General features: G+C 72.0%; 14 protein-coding genes. 8 read left to right on the top strand and 6 right to left on the bottom strand.

Translation table 11 applies throughout. From position 1 onward, the window contains the following. The first annotated feature begins 7 nt into the window (after nucleotides 1-7). The 5 genes from FBY23_RS14290 to FBY23_RS14270 are packed head-to-tail and all read left to right on the top strand — an operon-like array spanning nucleotide 8 to nucleotide 4964. Entirely contained in the window at nucleotides 8-727 is a 720-nt protein-coding gene (locus FBY23_RS14290) for an aspartate/glutamate racemase family protein (protein ID WP_141798748.1), read from the top strand. Further along, nucleotides 724-1461, top strand: coding sequence for an aldolase/citrate lyase family protein (locus FBY23_RS14285; protein ID WP_160158238.1), 738 nt, complete (start codon nucleotides 724-726; stop codon nucleotides 1459-1461). Before FBY23_RS14290 ends, FBY23_RS14285 begins: the two co-directional genes overlap by 4 nt. Next, complete coding sequence (locus tag FBY23_RS14280) at nucleotides 1458-2549, top strand: low specificity L-threonine aldolase (RefSeq protein WP_141798747.1); 1092 nt, start codon at nucleotides 1458-1460, stop codon at nucleotides 2547-2549. Before FBY23_RS14285 ends, FBY23_RS14280 begins: the two co-directional genes overlap by 4 nt. Nucleotides 2550-2559: 10 nt before the next feature. Next, entirely contained in the window at nucleotides 2560-3612 is a 1053-nt protein-coding gene (locus FBY23_RS14275; protein ID WP_141798746.1) for a branched-chain amino acid aminotransferase, read from the top strand. Next, nucleotides 3609-4964, top strand: coding sequence for a M20/M25/M40 family metallo-hydrolase (locus FBY23_RS14270; protein ID WP_141798745.1), 1356 nt, complete (start codon nucleotides 3609-3611; stop codon nucleotides 4962-4964). The genes FBY23_RS14275 and FBY23_RS14270 overlap by 4 nt, the downstream gene beginning before the upstream one ends. Here the strand turns inward: FBY23_RS14270 and arc are convergent. The 3 genes from arc to FBY23_RS14255 all read right to left on the bottom strand — a co-directional run bounded on the left by arc (nucleotide 4961) and on the right by FBY23_RS14255 (nucleotide 8968). Next, nucleotides 4961-6724, bottom strand: a complete 1764-nt coding sequence (gene arc / locus FBY23_RS14265) for a proteasome ATPase (RefSeq protein WP_141798744.1) — start codon at nucleotides 6722-6724, stop codon at nucleotides 4961-4963. The genes FBY23_RS14270 and arc overlap by 4 nt on opposite strands. Before the next feature lie 130 nt (nucleotides 6725-6854). Then, complete coding sequence (locus FBY23_RS14260; protein ID WP_141798743.1) at nucleotides 6855-7820, bottom strand: tRNA (adenine-N1)-methyltransferase; 966 nt, start codon at nucleotides 7818-7820, stop codon at nucleotides 6855-6857. Between the two features lie 17 nt (nucleotides 7821-7837). Then, nucleotides 7838-8968, bottom strand: coding sequence for a site-2 protease family protein (locus FBY23_RS14255; RefSeq protein ID WP_260805967.1), 1131 nt, complete (start codon nucleotides 8966-8968; stop codon nucleotides 7838-7840). Between the two features lie 75 nt (nucleotides 8969-9043). Between FBY23_RS14255 and FBY23_RS14250 the strand changes: the two genes are divergently transcribed. Then, nucleotides 9044-9958, top strand: a complete 915-nt coding sequence (locus tag FBY23_RS14250; protein ID WP_141798742.1) for a PD-(D/E)XK nuclease family protein — start codon at nucleotides 9044-9046, stop codon at nucleotides 9956-9958. Here the strand turns inward: FBY23_RS14250 and FBY23_RS14245 are convergent. Together FBY23_RS14245 and FBY23_RS14240 are read right to left on the bottom strand one after the other, a co-directional pair. Beyond that, nucleotides 9921-10574 (bottom strand): HAD family phosphatase, encoded by a 654-nt coding sequence (locus tag FBY23_RS14245; RefSeq protein ID WP_260805966.1) that lies wholly within the window; start codon nucleotides 10572-10574, stop codon nucleotides 9921-9923. The genes FBY23_RS14250 and FBY23_RS14245 overlap by 38 nt on opposite strands. Nucleotides 10575-10583: 9 nt before the next feature. Next, nucleotides 10584-12038 (bottom strand): PLP-dependent aminotransferase family protein, encoded by a 1455-nt coding sequence (locus FBY23_RS14240; protein ID WP_222117822.1) that lies wholly within the window; start codon nucleotides 12036-12038, stop codon nucleotides 10584-10586. 96 nt (nucleotides 12039-12134) lie between these two features. Between FBY23_RS14240 and FBY23_RS14235 the strand changes: the two genes are divergently transcribed. Further along, nucleotides 12135-12797: a LysE family translocator gene (locus FBY23_RS14235; RefSeq protein WP_260805965.1), complete on the top strand. Its 663-nt coding sequence runs from the start codon at nucleotides 12135-12137 to the stop codon at nucleotides 12795-12797. A gap of 9 nt (nucleotides 12798-12806) precedes the next feature. Here FBY23_RS14235 and metH read toward each other — a convergent pair whose 3' ends face one another. Next, nucleotides 12807-16439, bottom strand: coding sequence for a methionine synthase (metH, locus tag FBY23_RS14230; RefSeq protein ID WP_396954519.1), 3633 nt, complete (start codon nucleotides 16437-16439; stop codon nucleotides 12807-12809). 218 nt (nucleotides 16440-16657) lie between these two features. On the opposite strand from metH, the gene FBY23_RS14225 reads away from it, so the two are divergent. Continuing rightward, nucleotides 16658-17503 carry a PAC2 family protein gene (locus FBY23_RS14225; RefSeq protein ID WP_396954518.1) on the top strand — a complete coding sequence of 282 codons (846 nt, stop codon included), beginning with the start codon at nucleotides 16658-16660 and terminating at the stop codon, nucleotides 17501-17503. Nucleotides 17504-17585 lie beyond the last annotated feature (82 nt).

Genomic DNA, 17585 nt, shown 5'->3' with positions numbered 1-17585 from the left:
GCCCTTCATGCACATCCGAGTCATCCTGCCCGCGATCGGCGACACCTTCCTGCAGGCCGCCCTCGACGACGCCACGTCCTGGGCGCTGCCCGACACCAAGATCGACGCCGTACCGCTGTTGCGCGGCACGGCCAGCATCGAGTCGGAGTACGACGAGGCGCTCGCCGCGCCCGGCATCCTGGACCGGATCGCCGAGGCCAAGGCCGACGGCGTCGACGGCGTCTTCATCACCTGCTTCGGAGACCCGGGCGTGCACGCGGCGCGCGAGGTGATCGACGTACCCGTGGTCGGCGGCTTCGAGCCAGCCATCTTCACCGCGATGGCCCACGGCGAGCGGGTCGCGATCATCACCGTGCTGCCGAACGTGCTGCCCATGCTGCGCTCCCTCGCGCGCCGCTACGGCGTGGAGGACCGCATCTCCGCGATCCGGGTCATCGACCTCCCGGTCCTCGGCCTCGACGACCACGAGCTGATGATCCAGCGCCTCTCCGAGCAGGCCATCGACCTGGTCGAGTCCGGGGAGGCCGACGTCATCGTCCTCGGCTGCACCGGCATGCTCGGCGTCGTCGACCGGATCCGGGAGGCACTCGCCGAGGCCGGCCACCGGGTCCCGGTCGTCGACCCGACCGGAGCGGCGATCTCCTGGCTGGAGAGCAGCGTGCGGCTCGGCCTGTTCCCGAGCCGCACGACCTACATGGTGCCGCCGGAGAAGGCCCGCAACGCGTGAGTCAGACCTTCCCCCAGAGCCCCGGCACCGTTCCCGTGCCGGGGCTCTGGGTCACCGTGCTCGGCGCCGCGGCGCTCGCCGCCGTCCTCACCGACGAGGAGACCCGGCCGCGCTGGCTCGGCATCGACCTCCAGCACGGCGAGATCGCCGAGTCCGGCCTGCCGGACCTGCTGCGCTGCGCCGAGCTCCACGCCACTCCCGTGCTGGTCCGGACCGCCGACCACAACCCCGCCGCCATCGGCCGCGCGCTCGACCTCGGCGCCCGCGGGGTCGTGGTGCCCGCCGTCGAGAGCGCCGCCCAGGCGCAGGCCGTCGTCGCGGCGACCCGGTTCGCGCCCGAGGGTGTGCGCAGCGACGGCTACCGACGCAACCGGACAGCCCGGGCGCCCGGGCCGCTCGACGACCTCCCCGACCCGCTGGTGCTGCCGATGGTCGAGACCGCCGCCGGGCTCGACGCCGCCGCCGGGATCCTCGGCGTCGACGGCGTCAGCGGCGTCTTCGTGGGCCCGATCGACCTGGCCCGCTCGTCCGGCTGGCGTCCCGACGGCCCCGAGCTGCTGGCCGCCGTCGCGGGCCTGTCCGTCCGGACCCGGAACTCCGGCCGCCTGCTCGCGATGTTCGCCCTCTCCGCGGAGCACGCCGCGACCCTGCCGCCCCTCGACCTCGTCGCCCTCGGCACCGATCTCGGCCTGCTCGGCACGGCGGTCGCCCGCACCTTCGGAGGCGCCCGATGACCCTCGACTTCGCCAGTGACCACGCCGCCCCGGCCCATCCCGCGGTGCTCGCCGCGGTGGCCGAGGCCAACCGGGGCCGGGCGCCGTCGTACGGCGCCGACCCGTGGACCCGGGAGGCCGAGCGCCGACTCCGCGAACTGCTCGGGCCGCGGGCGTCGTACGTCCCTGTCTTCAACGGCACCGGCGCCAACCTGCTGGCCCTGTCGGCGATGACGCGGCGCTGGGAGTCGGTGCTGTGCGCCGAGGACGCGCACATCCACACCGACGAGACGGCGGCGCCTGAGAAGGCCGGGCTCAAGCTGGTGCTGACGCCGTCGCCGGACGGCCGGATCCGGCCGGGCCGCCTCGCCGAGCACCTCGCCCACGGCAACCGGCACCGCGCCCAGGTGGCGGTGCTGTCGCTGACCCAGAGCACCGAGCTCGGCACCTGCTACTCGGTCGCCGACCTGCGGGCGCTGTGTGCCGAGGCCCACGACCTCGGCCTCGCGGTGCACCTCGACGGGGCGCGACTCGCCAACGCCGCCGTCACCCTCGGCGTCTCCTGGGCCGAGCTCACGACCGCCGTCGGCGTCGACGTGGTGTCGTTGGGCTCCAGCAAGAACGGCGGACTCCTCGGCGACGGAGTGGTGATCCTGGATCCCGACGCCGTGCCCGGCATCGACTACCTGCACAAGGCCGTCGGCCAGCTGCCGGCGAAGACGCGGTTCATCTCCGCCCAGCTCCTCGCCCTGCTCGACGACGACCTGTGGCGGCGCAACGCGGACCACGCCAACCACCAGGCGCTGCGGCTGGCCGCCGGGCTCGCGCCGCTCGACGATGTCGCCCTGCCGGTGCCCACCGAGGCGAACGCCGTCTTCGCCGATCTCGCGGCCCCGGTCGCCCAGCAGGTCGCCCGGGAGGTCGCGCTGACGACCTGGCGTGGCCGCGGCGATCGCCGGCTGGTGCGGCTGATGACCGCGTGGGACACCGATCCGGCCGACGTCGACCGTGTCGTCGAGTGCGTCGCACGAGCCGTGGAGGCGTGCCGCCCGAACCACGCCGAACCGGTGTGCAGCTCGCCCACTGCCCCGGACGCGGCGCGTCCCTAGGGTCGCCGACATGACCGACACATCGCTCGCCGCCGACCCGAGCACGACCTTCGGCGCCGCGCTCGCCGACCACATGGTCACCCTGCGCTGGACCGCAGACGGCGGCTGGACCGCCGCGCGCCTCGGCCCGCTCACCGACCTGCGACTGTCACCGGCCGCGATGGTCCTCCACTACGGGCAGGCGATCTTCGAGGGGATGAAGGCCTACCGCGGCGAGGACGACGCGGTCCGCCTCTTCCGACCCGAGGTGAACGCCGCCCGGCTCCAGTCGTCCGCGCGCCGGATGGCGATGCCCGAGCTGCCCGTCGCCGACTTCGTCGCGGCCGTCGAGCTGTTCACCGCGGCCTGCGCGGACGTCGTACCGGTGGGATCGGGGCGCAGCCTCTACCTCCGCCCGTTCATGATCGCCACCGAGCCCGCCCTCGGCACCCGGCCCTCCCGGGAGTACGCGTTCCACGTCATCGGCTCGCCCGCCGGGTCCTACTTCGCCTCCGGGTACGACGGCATCCGCGTCTGGGTCGAGGAGCACCAGCCCCGGGCCTTCCCCGGTGGCACCGGCGCCGCCAAGTGCGCCGGCAACTACGCCGGCGGCATGCTGGTCCAGCAGGCCGCCACCGACCGCGGCTGCCAGCAGGTGCTCTACCTCGACGCCCGCGAGGGGCGCCACCTCGAGGAGCTCGGCGGGATGAACGTCGTCGTCGTCCTCGAGGAGCCGAGCGGAACGACCCTGGTCACGCCACGTACCAGCGACACCATCCTCGCCGGGGTCACCCGGGACTCGATCCTCACCCTGGCCCGCGACCTCGGCGCCCGGGTCGAGGAGCGCCAGGTCGCCTTCGCCGAGATCGAGGCCGGTGCCCGGTCCGGGCGGGTGGCCGAGCTGTTCGCGTGCGGGACCGCCGCGGTCGTCACGCCGATCGCGGAGCTGTGCTGGACCGGCGGCTCCGTGCGGATCGGCGACGGACGCCCGGGCCGCTGGACCACGGCCCTGCGCGACGACCTGCTGGGCCTGCAGGAGGGCCGCACGCCCGACCGCTACGGCTGGACGCGGGTGGTCCGGTGAGCGCGCGCACCGCGGAGCTCGCGGGCCGCCTCGACGCGGTGCTGCCGACGGTGCTGGAGCGGCTGGCCGACCTGGTCGCCGTGCCGTCGGTCAGCGTGGACCCGGCGCATCGCGCCGACGTGCTGCGCAGCGCCCGGCAGAGCGCCGAGGCGTTCAGCGACCTCGGGCTCGAGGTGTCGGTCGTGAGCGTCGACGGCGGACAGCCGGCTGTGCTCGGCCGGTCCCGGCAGGTCGAGGGGCCGACCGTGCTGCTCTACGCCCACCACGACGTGCAGCCCACCGGCGAGGCCGGCTCCTGGACCAGCCCGCCGTTCACGGCGACCCGCCGCGGTGACCGGCTGTTCGGGCGGGGCGCCGCCGACGACAAGGCCGGCATCGGCGTCCACCTGGCCGCGCTGGCCGTGCTCGGCCCGGAGCTGGGCTGCAACGTCCGGATCCTGGTCGAGGGCGAGGAGGAGATCGGCTCCCCCAGCCTGCCGAAGCTGCTCGTCGAGCACGGTGAGGCACTCGCCGCGGACGTCGTCGTGGTCGCCGACTCGGTCAACTGGGCCGTCGGCACACCCTCGCTCACCACCTCACTGCGCGGCATCCTCGACCTCGAGGTGGCCGTCAGCGTCCTCGACCACGACCTCCACTCGGGCGCCTGGGGCGGCGCCGTGCCGGACGCGGCCGGCGCTCTGGTGCGCGCCGTGGCGAGCCTGTACGACACCGACGGCTCCGTCGCGGTCCCGGGCCTCGCGGGCCCCGGTCTCACCCCCGGCGTCGAGTACGACGAGCAGGTGCTGCGCGCCGACGCCGGCATCCCGGCCACCAGCTCCCTGCCCGGCCGCGGCTCGCTCACGTCGCGGCTGTGGCGCCAGCCGTCGATCACGCTGATCGGAACCGACCTGCCGGCTGTCGGCGACGCCGCCCACGTGCTCCGCGCCCGCGCGACGGCCCGGCTCTCGGTGCGGATCCCGCCGGGCGTCGTACCCGAGGCGGCGGTGGATGCGGTCACCGCCCACCTGCGGGCCCACGTGCCGCACGGCGCGACCGTCACTACCACTGTGCGCGCGTGCGCGCACCCGGTGGACCTCGGCGACGACAGCCCCGCCCACGCGGTGATGACCGGTGCCCTGCGCGACGCCTGGGAGGCCGAGCCGGTCGACATCGGCGTCGGCGGCTCGATCCCGCTGATCCACCTGCTCGCCGAGTCCTTCCCCGACGCGACCGTGCTGGTCACCGCCGTCGAGGACCCCGACACCCGGGCGCACGGCATCGACGAGAGCCTGCACCTCGGCGAGTTCCGCAGGGCGTGCCTCGCCGAGGCGCTGCTGCTCGACCGGATCGATTCCGGTCTCGCCGGCTCCTAGAGGTACTGGCCCGTGTCGTTGACCGTGTCGATCGATCGACCCGGCTCGGTGCCCTGCTTGCCGGTGATGAGGGTGCGGATGAAGACGATCCGCTCGCCCTTCTTGCCCGAGATCCGCGCCCAGTCGTCGGGGTTGGTCGTGTTGGGCAGGTCCTCGTTCTCCTTGAACTCGTCGACGCACGCCTGGAGGAGGTGGGAGACCCGCAGCCCCTTCTGGTCGTGCTCGAGGAAGTCCTTGATCGCCATCTTCTTGGCCCGGTCGACGATGTTCTGGATCATCGCGCCGGAGTTGAAGTCCTTGAAGTAGAGGACCTCCTTGTCACCGTTGGCGTAGGTGACCTCGAGGAAGCGGTTCTCCTCGGTCTCGGAGTACATCCGCTCGACCGTGGCCCGGATCATGCCGCCGACGGTGGCCTTGCGGTCGCCGCTGAACTCCGCGAGGTCGTCGGCGTGCAGCGGCAGGCTCTGGGTGAGGTACTTGCTGAAGATGTCGCGTGCCGACTCGGCGTCGGGGCGCTCGATCTTGATCTTCACGTCGAGCCGGCCCGGGCGCAGGATCGCCGGGTCGATCATGTCCTCGCGGTTGGAGGCACCGATGACCAGGACGTTCTCGAGCAGCTCGACGCCGTCGATCTCGCTGAGCAGCTGGGGCACGATCGTGTTCTCGACGTCGGAGGAGACACCCGACCCACGGGTGCGGAACAGCGAGTCCATCTCGTCGAAGAACACGATGACCGGCGTACCGGTGCTCGCCTTCTCCCGCGCCCGCTGGAAGACAAGCCGGATGTGGCGCTCGGTCTCACCGACGTACTTGTTGAGCAGCTCGGGGCCCTTGATGTTGAGGAAGTACGACTTCCCCTCCTGGCCGGTCTTCGCGGCGACCTTCTTGGCCAGCGAGTTGGCGACGGCCTTCGCGATCAGCGTCTTGCCGCAGCCGGGAGGACCGTAGAGCAGGATTCCCTTGGGCGGCTTGAGCTCGTGCTCGGCGAACAGCTCGGGATAGAGGTACGGCAGCTCCACGGCGTCCTGGATCGCCTCGATCTGGTTGCCGAGGCCACCGATCGTGTCGTAGGTGATGTCGGGGACCTCTTCGAGGACCAGCTCCTCGACCTCGGACTTCGGGACCTTCTCGTAGACGTAGCCGGCGCGGGAGTCGAGCAACAGCGAGTCGCCGGCGCGCAGGGTCTCGGTCAGCAGCGGGTCCGCGAGCCGGACCACGCGCTCCTCGTCGGCGTTGGCGATGACCAGGACGCGCTCACCGTCGGCCAGCACCTCCTTGAGCATGACGACCTCGCCGACCGTCTCGTAGTCGAAGGCGGCGACCACGTTGAGGGACTCGTTGAGCATGACCTCCTGGCCACGACGCAGGGTGTCGAGCTCGACGCTCGGGCTCACGGTCACCCGCAGCTTGCGGCCGCCGGTGAACACGTCGACGGTGTCGTCCTCGTTGCGCTGCAGGAACGTGCCGAAGCCCGCCGGTGGCTGTGCCAGCCGGTCGACCTCCTCCTTGAGCTTGAGGATCTGGTCGCGGGCGTCGCGCAGCGTGCCGGCAAGCCGCTCGTTCTGGGACGTGACGGCCGCCAGGGACCGCTGGGCCTCGGCGAGTCGGGCCTCCAGCGAACGGGCCGCGCCGGTCGGGCTGTCGACCAGACGACGGCGCAGGTCGCCGACCTCCTCCTCGAGGTAGCGCACCTGGTCCTCGAGCTCCTCGCGGCTCGGGGAACGGTGTCCGCCTGTCGTGCCTTCTCCCATGCTCGTCATGGCACACCTCCTTGGTCCGACACTACTCGGGCGGGTGTTACAAGGAAGTGATTAACGGCCTTTGGGCAGAAACACCATGTTTCGAGCCGGAAATGTTGCGGTTTGGGACCAAACCGCAACCTTGGTGCGCTCAGTCGTCGGCCGGCGTCTCGGGTACGCCGGGCGGCCGCGGACCGGTGTAGTCGGGGCCGTACGCACCGGGCGCGGGACGGCGCTTCTTGAGGGGCGCCCGCTCGCCGGGGGCCATCCGGCGGGCGGTGACGAGGAACGCGGTGTGGCCGATCATCTTGTGGCCGGGGCGTACGGCGAGACCCTCGACGTGCCAGTCGCGCACCAGCGACTCCCACGGGGCGGGCTCGGTGAACCCTCCGTGCACCCGCACCGCCTCGACGAACTTGGAGAGCTGGGTGGTCGTGGCGACGTAGGCGCACACGATGCCGCCGGGCAGGAGGGCGTCGGCAGCGGCGTCGAGGCAGTCCCACGGGGCGAGCATGTCGAGGATGATGCGGTCGCACCGTTCCCCCGACGCCGGCAGCGCCTCGGCCAGGTCGCCGAGGGTCAGCTGCCAGGCCGGGTGGTCGCCGCCGAAGAACTGGGTGACGTTGCGGCGGGCGACGTCGGCGAACTCCTCACGCCGCTCGAAGGAGGACACCTTGCCGTGCGGTCCGACGGCGCGCAGCAGCGAGCAGGTCAGCGCACCGGAGCCGACGCCGGCCTCGACGACGTGGGCGCCGGGGAAGATGTCGGCCATCGCGACGATCTGCGCGGAGTCCTTGGGGTAGACCACCGCGGCGCCTCGGGGCATCGAGACGACGAACTCCGAGAGCAGCGGCCGGAAGACGAGGTACTCGCCGCCCACCGACGAGGTGACCGCGAAGCCCTCCTCGCGCCCGATCAGCTCGTCGTGCTCGAGGTGGCCCTTGTTGGAGAAGAACCGCTTGCCGGGGACGAGCTCGAAGTTGTGCTTGCGGCCCTTGCCGTCGACAAGGCGGACCCACTCGCCGGCACGCAGGGGGCCGCGGTGGACGCCGGACCAGGCTTCGGGGGCTACGTCGCCGGCAACGTCGGCGGCGGGGCTGTGGGGCGCATCGGTCACCGGCGCAATCTACCGGCTCAGGGTCGCACGGCGCGGATCAGGTCGGCCGCGGCGAGCACGCCGTACACCCGGCCGTCGTCGTCGAGCAGGACGTACTCGGACGCCGGGGTGGACCGGACCGTGTCGAGCAGCGCGGCCCCGGTGATCCGCACCGGCAGCGTCAGCCCGGGCTCGAGCGTGCGGGCGACGGTGGAGACGGCGACCCACGGTGCCCGGTCCGCGGGTACGGCGCGCGCGGCGGTCTCGTCCACGACGCCGACCGGTCGCCCGTCGGCGGTCGCGGTGACGATGCTGCCCGCGCCGGCCTCCCGCGCCTGGCGCATCGCCTCGGCCAGGGGGAGGTCGCTGGGGACGGTCAGCGCGCGGCGCGCGAGGTCGCTGGCGACCACGCCGCTGAACTGGCGGGTGATGCCCGCGACGGCGAGCGCCTGGCTCGCGCCGGTCCACAGGAACAACGCCACGATCAGCAGCACCAGCGGGTTGACGACGGACCCGTCGCGGGAGGACCACAGCGCGAACAGCCCCACGAGCACAGCCGTGCCCCGGCCGGTCCAGGCTGCGACGGCGGTGCCGGTGTGGACCCGGCCGGTCATCGCCCAGACGCCGGCCTTGAGCACCCGGCCGCCGTCGAGGGGCAGGGCGGGGACGAGGTTCAGCACGCCGATCATCAGGTTCGCGCCGGCGAGTCCCTCGATCACCAGCCGCAGCAGTCCGTCGGGCGTGACGAACCAGGCGGCCAGCGCGGCCGCGCCGACCGCGATCGAGGTGATCGGGCCGACGACGGCGATCCAGAACTCCTGGCGCGGGCGCCGGGCCTCGCCCTCGATGGAGGTGGCGCCGCCGAGGAAGTGCAGCGTGATCGAGTGCACGGTGAACCCGAACCGGCGGGCCACGACGGCGTGCGAGGCCTCGTGGAGCAGGACCGCGAGGTAGAGCGCGATCGCGAAGGCGACTCCGACGACGTACGTCCACGCCCCCAGCCCGGGCTGCACCTGCTCGACCCGCGGGCTCATCACCACCGCGATCAGCCCGGCGATCAGGAACCACGAGCTGGACACGAGCACGTCGCTGCCCGCGATCCGGCCGATCCGGAACATCCCCCGGGGCAGGGGCGCGCGCCCCTGGGCGGATCGTTGGCTTCCGGACACACCACGAGGCTATCCGGGATTCGGCTGCCGGACGTCCTCGGCGCGGTGTCGGAGGGCTGCCCTACTGTCGAACGCATGACGAGCACACCAGCAGCCCCCGGCATCGAGCCGGCCGATCCGTCGGAGCGAGGCGGCACCCGCGTCGACGGTGTCGAGGTGCTCGGTGCGCTCTCCCCGTCGCGGGTCGGCGACTTCCTCAACTGCCCGCTGCTCTACCGTTTCCGCAGCATCGACCGCCTCCCCGAGCCCGCCTCCCCCGCTGCCGTCCGCGGCACGGTGATCCACCGGGTGCTCGAGCAGCTCTTCGACCTGCCCGCCGTCGACCGCACGCCCGAGCGCGCCGGCCGGATGCTCGCCCCGGCCTGGGAGGAGCTGCAGGAGCTCGAGCCGGCGGTCACCGTCATGTTCCCCGAGGACGGCCCCGAGATCACCGCGTGGCTCGCGTCCTGCCACGACACCCTCGCCAAGTACTTCGACCTCGAGGACCCCACCCGCCTCGAGCCCGCCGACCGGGAGCTGTACGTCGAGACACTCACCGACGCGAAGCTGCTGCTGCGCGGGGTGATCGACCGGGTCGATGTCGCGCCGGACGGGGCGATCCGGGTGGTGGACTACAAGACCGGCCCATCGCCGGGCGAGATGTTCGAGGGCAGGGCGCTCTTCCAGCTCAAGTTCTACGCCCTCGTGCTGTGGCGGATGCGGGGCGTCGTGCCGAGGATGCTGCAGCTGGTCTACCTCGGCAACAGCGAGGTGCTGCGCTACGAGCCCGACGAGCGCGACCTGCTGGCCACCGAGCGCAAGGTGCTGGCCGTGTGGGACGCGATCCGGGCGGCCACCGAGCGACAGGCGTTCGAGGCGCGCAAGGGCGCCGGCTGCAAGTGGTGCGCCCACCAGGCGCTGTGCCCGGCCTACGGCGGCACCCCGCCGCCGTACCCGCTCCCGCGAGACGCCGTCAGACCGGACGCAGCGAGCCCAGCTCCTGCGGAGTGACCCCCTCGAGGGTCTCGCGGAACACCCGGCCGGGGCCCGGCAGGACCGGCACGTGGTTCGGTACGACGAGCACGGTGCACCCCGCCGCGGCCGCCGACGTGGCGCCGGTCGGCGAGTCCTCGATCGCGACGCAGTCGGCCGGGTCGACGCCCAGCGCAGCGGCCGCGGTGAGGTACGCCTCGGGGTGGGGCTTGCCGTTGTCGACCATGTCGCCGGTGACGATCACCCGGAAGGTCTCGGGTGGCAGGTGCTCGAGGATCGGCGCGACGAAGCGCTGGTAGGACATCGTGACCAGGCCGCACGGCACCCCGGCGTCGTGCAGGGAGAGCAGCAGCTCGCGGGCGCCCGCGCACCACGGTACGGCGTGCCGGACCTGGTCGACCACGCCGTCGAGCAGCAGCTCGACGACCTCCTCGGCGGACTGGGTGAGGCCGAGCTTGGCCTTGATGTACTCCCCCGACACGATGAGGTCGTTGCCGACCAGCTGCATCGCGTCCTCGTGGGTCCAGGTACCGCCGTGCTCGGCGGCGATGGCCTCCTCGGTGGCCATCCAGTAGGGCTCGGTGTCGACGAGGGTGCCGTCCATGTCCCACAGGACCGCAGCAGGCAGGTTCACGGGACCAGCCTAGGAGCCGGAGCGCCGAGTCAGCTCATCCGCGGCAGCGGCCAGGCGCCGTACCGCCTCGGTCATCAGCGCCGGCTCGAACGTGAACGGCAGCCGCAGGTGGTCGTCCCAGGCCCCGGTGGGATCCGTCTCGCGGCCCGGCGTGACCTCGACGCCGTGACGCAGCGCGACCTGCGCGAGCACCGAGGCGTCGTAGCCGGGCAGCCGGATCCACAGGGCCGTGCCGCCGTCGGGGACCCGCCAGGCCCAGTCCGGCAGGTGCGTGCGGAGCAGCGCCGTGGCGTGCTCGAGCCGCTCGAGGGCGACGGCGGTGCGGTCCGCGGTCAGCGCGGCGAGCTGGGGCAGCATCCGGGCGGCGACGGCCTGGTCGAGCAGCGGGGTGCCCATGTCGGCATTGGCCTTGAGGTAGCCGAGCTGCTCGATGTCGCCCGTGCTCGCGCGGACCCAGCCGACGCGCAGGCCCGCCCACAGCGCCTTCGACAGCGAGCCGAGGCTGAGCACGCGGGCGCCGGGTGGGGCGGAGGCGGCGATCGGCGGCGGGACCGGGCCGGGGTGGGTGAGCGCGGTGGAGTAGGCGAGGTCCTCGACGACGGGTACGCCGTGCTCGGCGGCGAGGCGGGCGACGTCGCGGCGCCGTACCGCCGACATCAGGGTGCCGGTCGGGTTGTGGAAGGTCGGCATCACGAACAGCGCGGCGACCCGGTGGGCGGCGAGGACCTCGCGGAGCGCGTCACCCCGGAGCCCGTCGTCGTCCATCGGCACGCCGACCAGCCGGGCGCCCAGAGCACTGAAGGTGTCGAAGCAGCCCGGCCAGCTCGGTGACTCGACCGCGACCGTCGCACCCCGCTCGACCAGCAGCTGCGAGACGAGGGCCACCGCCTGCTGGGTGCCCGTGGTGACCAGCACCTCGTCCGGGCTCGTGGTCACGCCGAGGGCGGTGTGGTGGTCGGCGACCGCCTGACGCAGCGCGGGCAGGCCGCGGGGCGCGTAGCCGACGTCGTCGAGCAGGGCTGGCAGGTCCTCCTCGACGACGTCCGCGATCGCCGAGGCGATCCGCGCGTCGCCGGGCTCGAGGGCGTACCTCATCGTGATCAGGCCGTCGGGCGCCCGGTCGAAGCGTCGTACGGCGGCCGCGGACAGTCCCCGCTGCAGTCGCCGGGTCACCGCGGCCGGCTCACGGTCGGCGGGTGCGGCGACCCGCGTGCCACTCCCCTGCCGGCTCTCGACGACGCCGCGGCCCCGCAGCTCGTCGTACGCCGCCACCACGGTCGCCCGGCTGACGTGCAGCGCTGCCGCGAGGTCGCGCTCGGACGGCAGGCGGTCCCCCGCGAGGAGCAGCCCGTCGCCCACCGCCGACGACAGCGCCGCGGCGAGCTGGCGATAGAGCCCACCGGTGCCGGACATCGCGTCGCCGAGCACGCGGGCGAGCTCGCCGGGGTCGCGAAAACGATCCACTTGCGCCTCCATTGGCCCGGGTCCGGCAGGGCGGTCGGCGCCCACGCTAGTGGGCGGGCAGCAGTCCGAGCCCTTGCCACCCGAACGGAGCACCCCGTGAGTCCCGCCCTCGAACCCACCCAGCTGCTGGCCTTCGCGGCCGCGTCCGTCGTCCTGGTCGGCATGCCCGGCCCGAACATCATCTACATCACGACCCGCAGCCTCGCCCACGGCACGCGGGCCGGCGTGGTCTCGGTTCTCGGCGTCGAGACCGGCACGGCGGTTTACGCCGCCGCCACCGCGCTCGGACTGTCCGCGTTGATCGCCGCGAGCCCGACCGCCTTCACCGTGATCCGCTACCTCGGCGCGGCGTACCTCGTGTACCTGGCCGCCCGGGAGCTGACCCGGCGCCGGCACGGCGATGCCACCGCGGATCCGGACGGCCCGGCCCGGCTCGGTCGGGTGTACCGCGACGGCCTGCTGATGAACCTGCTCAACCCGAAGGTCGCCTTGTTCTTCCTGGCCTTCCTCCCCCAGTTCCTGACCCGCGGCGCGAGCGGCCCGGCCGCCCAGGCGGAGGTGCTCGCCCTCGGCCTGGTCACCGTCGTGGTCGCCCTCGCGGTCGACCTCGCGTACGCCGTCGTGGCCGGCGCCCTGGGCCAGCGGCTCCGGCGCCGGCCGCGCCGGACTCCACGGCACCCCGCGCTGCGGCGGCTGCCCGTCGCGGGCGTCTACCTGGCGATCGCGGCGGCCGCCGTCACGCACGGTGCGGCGGCGTGAGCCGTCGGCTCAGTCCTCGGGGTTGTAGCCGAGGTTCGAGCCGAGCCAGCGCTCGGCCTCCTTCAGCGTCCAGCCCTTGCGGGTGGCGTAGTCGGCGACCTGGTCCTGGGCGAGCCGCCCCACGACGAAGTACTGCGACTGCGGGTGGGAGAAGTACCAGCCGCTGACCGCCGCGCCGGGCCACATGGCCATCGACTCGGTGAGCTCGATGCCGGTGTTCGCCGTGGCGTCGAGCAGCGCGAAGAGCGTCTCCTTCTCGGTGTGCTCGGGGCAGGCCGGGTAGCCGGGTGCCGGGCGGATGCCGACGTACCGCTCGCCGATGAGAGCGTCGTTGTCGAGGTCCTCGTCGGGCTGGTAGCCCCAGAACTCCTTGCGGACCCGCTCGTGCATCCGCTCGGCGAAGGCCTCGGCGAGCCGGTCGGCGACGGACTCCAGGAGGATCGCGCTGTAATCGTCGAGAGCCGCCTTGAACTCCATGATCTTGGCCTGGCTGCCGAGCCCCGCAGTGACGGCGAAGCCGCCGACGTAGTCGGTCAGCCCGGTGTCCTTCGGCGCGACGAAGTCGCCCAGGGACCGGTTCGGGATGCCCTCGCGGTGCTCCCCCTGCTGGCGCAGGTTGCGCAATGTCTGGATCACCGTCGTGCGCGACTCGTCGGCGTACACCTCGATGTCGTCACCGACCGCGTTCGCCGGGAAGAAGCCGATCACGCCGTTGGCGGTGAGCCACTTCTCCTTGATGAGCTGGTCGAGCATGGCCTGCGCGTCGTCGTACAGCTTGCGCGCCGCCTCGCCCGAGGCGGGGTTGTTGAGGATGTCGGGGAACTTGCCCTTCATCTCCCAAGCGTTGAAGAAGGGCTGCCAGTCGATGTACTCGCGCAGTTCGCTCAGGTCGTAGTCGTTGAAGACCCGCACGCCCTGCTGAGTCGGGACCGGCGGGACGTAGCCTTCCCAGTCGATCGGCGTGCGGTTGGCGCGCGCCTTCTCCAGCGTGATCGTCGGGCGCTCCTGCTTCTGCGCGTGGCGCTCACGGAGCGCCGCGTAGTCAGCCTCGGTCGCCTCGAGCAGCGCGGGACGCTGCTCGTCCGAGAGCAGTGCAGCCGCCACCGGCACCGAGCGGGAGGCGTCCTTGACCCACACCACGGGGCCGGTACGACGCGGCGCCACCTTGACGGCCGTGTGCGCCCGCGATGTCGTGGCGCCACCGATCAGCAGCGGGATCTCGAGGCCCTGGCGCTCCATCTCCACGGCGAAGTTGACCATCTCGTCGAGCGAGGGGGTGATCAGCCCGGACAGGCCGATGATGTCCGCGCCGTGCTCCTTGGCCGCGTCGAGGATCTTCTGCGCAGGGACCATGACGCCGAGGTCGATCACCGTGTAGTTGTTGCACTGCAGCACCACGCCGACGATGTTCTTGCCGATGTCGTGGACGTCGCCCTTGACGGTCGCCATCACGATGGTGCCGTTGGTCGACTCGGCGTCACCGGGCTGCTTCTCGGCCTCGATGAAGGGCAGCAGGTAGGCCACCGCCTTCTTCATCACCCGCGCCGACTTCACGACCTGCGGCAGGAACATCTTGCCGGCGCCGAACAGGTCGCCGACGACGTTCATGCCGTCCATCAGCGGGCCCTCGATCACCTCGATCGGGCGACCGCCGCCGGCCGCGATCTCCGCGCGCAGCTCCTCGGTGTCGGCCTCGACGTCGGCGTCGATGCCCTTGACCAGGGCGTGCGTGATGCGCTCGCGGACGGGCAGGCTGCGCCACTCGGCGGCCACCGGGTCGAGGTCGTCGCCCTTGGTGTTGAAGCGTTCGGCGATCTCCAGCAGGCGCTCGGCCGCGTCCTCGCGACGGTTGAGGACGACGTCCTCGATCCGCTCGCGCAGCTCCGGGTCGATCTCGTCGTAGACGACCAGCGCACCGGCGTTGACGATGCCCATGTCGAGGCCGGCCTTGATGGCGTGGAACAGGAAGACGGCGTGGATCGCCTCACGCACCGGGTTGTTGCCCCGGAACGAGAAGGACACGTTGGAGATGCCGCCGGAGATGTGGACGCCGGGCAGGTTCTCCTTGATCCACGCGCAGGCCTCGATGAAGTCGATGCCGTAGGTGGCGTGCTCCTCGATGCCCGTGGCGAGCGCGAAGCAGTTGGGGTCGAAGATGATGTCCTCGGCCGGGAAGCCGACCTCCTCGGTCAGGATCCGGTAGGCACGGCCGCAGATCTCCTTGCGCCGCTCGAGGTCGTCAGCCTGCCCTGCCTCGTCGAAGGCCATCACGACGACCGCAGCGCCGTACTTGCGGCACAGGCGCGCCTCGCGGACGAACTTCTCCTCGCCCTCCTTCAGGGAGATCGAGTTGACGATCGGCTTGCCCTGGACGTTCTTCAGGCCGGCCTCGATGACCTCCCACTTCGAGGAGTCGATCATCACCGGGACGCGGCTGATGTCGGGCTCGGCGGCGATCAGCCGGGTGAACCGGTCCATCGCGGCGACGCCGTCGATCATGCCCTCGTCCATGTTGATGTCGATGACCTGCGCACCGACCTCGACCTGCTGCAGGGCGACCGACAGCGCGGTGTCGTAGTCCTCGGCCTTGATCAGGTTCCGGAAGCGCGCCGAGCCGGTGATGTTGGTGCGCTCGCCGATGTTCACGAAGAGCGAGTCCTCGGTGATGTTCAGCGGCTCCAGGCCGGAAAGGCGGGTGGCGACCTCGACCTCGGCGACCGGGCGTCGCGACTTGCCCTCGACCGCCTTGGCGATCTCGGCGATGTGGGCGGGCGTCGTGCCGCAGCAGCCGCCCACGATGTTGACCAGGCCGGCGTCGGCGAACTCGGCGATGTAGGACGCCTGCCGCTCGGGGCTCTCGTCGTACTCTCCGAAGGCGTTGGGCAGGCCTGCGTTCGGGTACGCCGACACGTACGTGTCCGCGATCCGTGACATCTCGGCCAGGTAGGGCCGCATCTCCGGGGCGCCGAGCGCGCAGTTCAGGCCGACGGCGACCGGCTTCACGTGCCGCATCGCGTTCCAGAAGGCCTCGGTCGTCTGACCGGACAGGGTGCGGCCGGACGCGTCGGTGATCGTGCCCGAGATGATCACCGGCCAACGGCGTCCACGCTCCTCGAAGAGCGTCTCGACGGCGAAGATCGCGGCCTTGGCGTTGAGCGAGTCGAAGATCGTCTCGATCAGCAGGATGTCGGAGCCGCCGTCGACGAGGCCGTTGGCCGCCTCGAGGTACGCCTCCACGAGCTGGTCGTAGGTGATGTTGCGCGCGCCGGGATCGTTGACGTCGGGCGAGATCGTGGCGGTGCGCGTCGTGGGGCCGATCGCGCCGGCGACGTACCGCGGCTTCTCGGGGCTCGCGAAGTCGTCGCAGGCCGCGCGGGCCAGCCGCGCCGACTCGTAGTTGAGCTCGAACGACAGCTCGGCCATGTCGTAGTCGGCCATCGAGACCTGGTTGGCACTGAAGGTGTTGGTCTCGATGATGTCGGCGCCGGCCTCGAGGTACTCGCGGTGGATGCCGGTGATGATGTCGGGCTGCGTGAGCGTGAGGAGCTCGTTGTTGCCCTGGACGTCGGTGGCCCAGTCCTTGAAGCGCTCACCGCGGTAGCCGGCCTCGTCGGGACGGTCGCGCTGGATCGCCGTGCCCATGGCCCCGTCGATGACCAGGATGCGCTCGGAGAGGGCACGAGTCAGCGCCTCGGTGCAGTCGGGGCGCAGATTCTGCTCGAAGGCGGTCACGGGTGGTCCTTCCAGTGTCGGAAGGCGTCCTTGCAGCTTTCGCCGAGCGTGGCGGACTGGTGTCCGTTGCAACGCCTCTCGGCTGATGCCGATGTTACCCATGTTCTCGTGACTAGGCTGGTGGAGTGATGGAGATCGAGACGGTTCCCGAGCTGGTCCGGCCCGTGGTGATCGCTGCCTTCGAGGGCTGGAACGACGCCGCCGAGTCCGCGACCGCGGTCGTGGACCACCTGATGAGGGCCTGGGACGCTCGGGTCGTGGCGGCGATCGACCCGGAGGACTACTACGACTTCCAGGTCAACCGGCCCACCGTCGGCATCGACGACAACGGCTTCCGCAAGCTGACCTGGCCCAGCACCCACATCGCGGTCGCCTCTCCCCCGGACCTGGACCGCGACGTGATCCTGATCCGCGGGATCGAGCCCAACATGCGCTGGCGCGCGTTCACCGCCGAGATCCTGGCCGCCATCGACGACCTCGGCGGCGAGCTGTTCGTGACCTTGGGCGCCCTGCTCTCCGACAGCCCTCACACCCGGCCCATCCCCGTCTCGGGGTCCACCACCGAGGCCGACCTGATGGACCGGCTGGTCCTCGAGCAGTCGACCTACGAGGGCCCGACCGGCATCGTCGGCGTCCTCCAGGACGCCTGCGCCCGGGTCGACATCCCGGCGGTGTCCTACTGGGCCGCCGTCCCCCACTACGTCGCCCAGCCGCCGTGCCCGAAGGCGACGCTGGCACTGCTCACCCGCCTCGAGGACCTGCTGGAGATCCGGATGCCGCTGGGCGACCTGCCCGACGAGGCGCGGGCCTGGGAGCGCGGGGTCGACGAGCTGGCCGAGGAGGACGAGGACATCGCCGACTACGTCCGCTCGCTCGAGGAGTCGCGGGACACCGCCGACCTGCCCGAGGCCTCGGGTGAGGCGATCGCGCGGGAGTTCGAGCGGTACCTCAAGCGGCGGGGTGAGGACTCCTAGCCAGGCTCGGGGCGCTCCGACTGTTGCGGTTTGGTCCCAAACCGCAACATTTCGCGCTGAGGACGTGCAGTCTCTGCCCGAT

The sequence above is a fragment of the Nocardioides sp. SLBN-35 genome, assembly GCF_006715725.1.
Lineage (GTDB): Bacteria > Actinomycetota > Actinomycetes > Propionibacteriales > Nocardioidaceae > Nocardioides.
This window is presented reverse-complemented; position numbering and strand designations above follow the sequence as displayed.

Coding starts and splice junctions, on each gene's coding strand:
- FBY23_RS14290 (WP_141798748.1), top strand. CDS start 8: ATGCACATCCGAGTCATCCTGCCCGCGATCGGCGACACCTTCCTGCAG.
- FBY23_RS14280 (WP_141798747.1), top strand. CDS start 1,458: ATGACCCTCGACTTCGCCAGTGACCACGCCGCCCCGGCCCATCCCGCG.
- FBY23_RS14275 (WP_141798746.1), top strand. CDS start 2,560: ATGACCGACACATCGCTCGCCGCCGACCCGAGCACGACCTTCGGCGCC.
- arc (WP_141798744.1), bottom strand. CDS start 6,724: ATGACGAGCATGGGAGAAGGCACGACAGGCGGACACCGTTCCCCGAGC.
- FBY23_RS14250 (WP_141798742.1), top strand. CDS start 9,044: ATGACGAGCACACCAGCAGCCCCCGGCATCGAGCCGGCCGATCCGTCG.
- metH (WP_396954519.1), bottom strand. CDS start 16,439: ATGGGCACGGCGATCCAGCGCGACCGTCCCGACGAGGCCGGCTACCGC.
- FBY23_RS14225 (WP_396954518.1), top strand. CDS start 16,658: ATGGAGATCGAGACGGTTCCCGAGCTGGTCCGGCCCGTGGTGATCGCT.